The 3,076-nt window shown below is 70.2% G+C and carries 2 protein-coding genes; both read right to left on the bottom strand.

Annotated features, from left to right (window positions below; all coding sequences use genetic code 11):
- Nucleotides 1–1,771, bottom strand: a 1,771-nt coding sequence (locus ACZ5NH_RS45350) for a type I polyketide synthase (protein ID WP_468784327.1), incomplete at its 3' end; no start/stop codon positions are given.
- Nucleotides 1,772–2,081: 310 nt separating this feature from the next.
- Nucleotides 2,082–3,076: acyl carrier protein (locus ACZ5NH_RS45345; protein ID WP_468784325.1), on the bottom strand; the 995-nt coding region annotated here is incomplete at its 5' end.

Genomic DNA, 3,076 nt, shown 5'->3' with positions numbered 1-3,076 from the left:
CCTCGGCGAACGCCGGATACGTCTCGTACAGCTCACGGCCCATGCCCGCGCGCTGGCTGCCCTGACCCGAGAACAGGAACGCCACCTTGCCCTCGGTGGCCGCTTCCGATGCGCTCGTCATCTCTCCGGCGGCCAGCGCGGTGAGGCCGGTCAGCAGTTCCTCGCGGTCGCTCGCGACGAGCACGGCCCGGCGGTCGAGCGCGGGGCGGCTGACGGCCTGGGAGTAGGCGATGTCGGTGAGAGGCACTTCCGGCCGGGTTGCCAGGTGAGCGCGGAGCCGGCCGGCCTGAGCGCGCAGCGCCGGCTCGTCCTTGCCGGACAGCACCACCGGTACGTGCGGCAGGCGCCCCGCCCCATCGGCGGCCGGAGCCGCGGTCCCGGTGGTCTCCTCGGCCTCTTCCAGAATGGTGTGGGCGTTGGTGCCGCTCATGCCGAACGACGACACGCCGATGCGCCGCGGGCGGTCGGTGCGCGGCCACTCCCGCGCCTCGGACAGCAGCGACACCTCGCCCGCGGACCAGTCGACATGCGGCGTCGGCTCGTTCAGGTGGAGCGTCCTGGGCAGCACGCCGTTGCGCAGTGCCATGACCGACTTGATGACACCGGCGACGCCGGCGGCGGCCTGCGCGTGCCCGATGTTGGTCTTCAGTGAGCCGAGCCAGAGCGGCTGGTCCTGCGGCCGGTCCTGGCCGTAGGTGGCAATCAGGGCCTGGGCCTCGATCGGGTCGCCGAGTGCGGTGCCGGTGCCGTGCGCCTCGACGGCGTCGACCTCCTGCGGGGTGAGCCGTGCGTTGGCCAGGGCCTGCAGGATGACCCGCTGCTGGGACGGACCGTTGGGTGCCGTGAGTCCGTTGCTGGCACCGTCCTGGTTGACAGCGGTGCCGCGAACCACGGCCAGCACCGGATGCCCCTTGCGACGGGCGTCGGAGAGCCGTTCGACCAGCAGGATGCCCACGCCCTCGGCGAGGCAGAAGCCGTCGGCTGCGGAGGAGAAGGCCTTGCAGCGGCCGTCCATGGCCAGGCCGCGCTGCTTGCTGTAGTCGATGAAGGTGCCCGGCGCCGACATCAGGGTCGCGCCGCCGGCCAGCGCCATCGAGCACTCGCCGTTGCGCAGCGCCTGGACGGCCAGGTGCAGGGCGACCAGCGACGAGGAGCAGGCGGTGTCGACGGTGAGGGCGGGCCCCTCGAGCCCGAAGGCGTACGACAGCCGGCCGGAGGCGACGCTGGCGGCGTTGCCGGTGCCCAGGTAGCCCTCGAGATCCTCGGACGAGCTCAGCAGCGCGGTCAGGTAGTCGTGGCTGCTGGTGCCGACGAACACGCCGACTTGCTTGCCGCGCAGGGTCGTCGGGTCGATGCCGGCGCGTTCGAACGCCTCCCACGACGTCTCCAGCAGCAGCCGCTGCTGGGGGTCCATGGACAGCGCCTCACGCGGACTGATGCCGAAGGGGCTGGGGTCGAACCCGGCGATGTCGCGGACGAACCCGCCCTGCTTGACGTAGCTGGTGCCCGGGTGCTCGGGGTCGGGGTGGTAGACGGTGTCGAGGTCCCAGCCGCGGTCGGCGGGAAACTCCGTGACGACGTCCACTTCGTCGGTCACCAGCTGCCACAGGTCCTCTGGAGAGGTGACCCCGCCGGGGTAGCGGCAACTCATCGCCACGACGGCGATGGGGTCCTGGTTCTTCGCCTCGGCCTCACGCAGGCGCTGACGGGTCTGATGCAGATCCGCCGTCACCAGCTTGAGGTAGTCCCGCAGCGTCTCTTCATTCGCCATTTAAACGCAACCCATTTACGGCAGACGGCATCGGAAAAAGGAACCAGAAATAAATCGGACCGAGAAGTGATTCAACCCGCTTCTCGTGGGCAGGCTATGGTCGCCCAAATGTCCTCGACAACCCCTGACCGCCCCCTACCCACCCCTGAGCGACCGGGGGTGAACAGGGGGGAGGGCATGAGGTCCCGGCCCGCGGAAGGGTCGGGAAAAGAACCGCGGGATCAATTTCACCGCGGTTCTCGACCGAGAAGTCTGACGGACACCGAGGAAATCCGTCAATGCTCACGGGCCATACTTGGTGAAATGCGAGTCAGGCCCTGCCGAGGCCCTCGTTGATGAACGCGATGAGTTCTTCGTCGCTCGCCGCCTCAAGCTGTGACACGTCATTGATGCCACCACCCTGCGCGGACGGGGCCTCGGCGGCCGGCGCGTCGGTGCCGTTCCACTTCCCCAGCAGCGACTGCAGACGCATGGTGATACGGGCCCTGGTCACGCTGTCCGGGCTGGCGCCGGCGAGCAGCGACTCAAGCCGGTCGAGCTCTTCCAGCACCGGTGCGCCGCCGTCCGCCTCCGGCACCACCTCGCCGCGCAGGTATCCGGCCACCGCGGACGGCGTCGGGTGGTCGAAGATCAGGGTGGGCGGCAGTTTCAGCCCGGTCGCGGCGCCGAGCCGGTTGCGCAGTTCGACTGCGGTGAGCGAGTCGAAGCCGAGTTCCTTGAAGGCCCGGTTGGCCTCCACCGCGTCGATGCCGGCATGCCCCAGTACGGCGGCGACGGCGCCGCGCACCAGGTCCAGCAGCAGGCGTTCCTGCTCGGTGGCCGACAGCCCCGCGAGCTGCTTGGTGAGCGGTACCGCACCCGTGGGGTCGTCCGCGTGGTCGGGTTGGGCGTTCTCGATGACTTCCCGGGCCTCCGGCAGGTCGTCAAGCAGGGGACGCGACCGGTCCGCGGTGAAGGCGAGCGCGAAGCGCTTCCACTCCATGTCGATGACGGTCAGTGCCGTCTCGTCCCGATCGAGGGCGTGGCCCAGTGCCGTGACGGCGAGGTCGGGCGCCATCTCCAGGATGCCGTGCCGGCGCATACGGTCGCCCACCGGGCCGGCGACCGCACTGCCGTCGCCCCACGGTCCCCAGGCAAGCGTGGTGGCTGTCAGTCCCTCCGCCCGCCGCTGCTCGGCCAGTGCCTCCAGGAAGGCGTTGCCCGGTGCCTGGTTGCCCTGGCCGGGGGCGCCGAAGGTGGCGGCGAAGGAGGAGAACAGCACGAACGCCGAGAGGTTCGACTCGCGGGTGAGTTCGTGCAGATGCC

The sequence above is a fragment of the Streptomyces sp. NPDC031426 genome (assembly GCF_055581585.1).
Note: the sequence above shows the minus strand (reverse complement) of the source record. Positions and strands in the feature narration are given on the sequence as shown.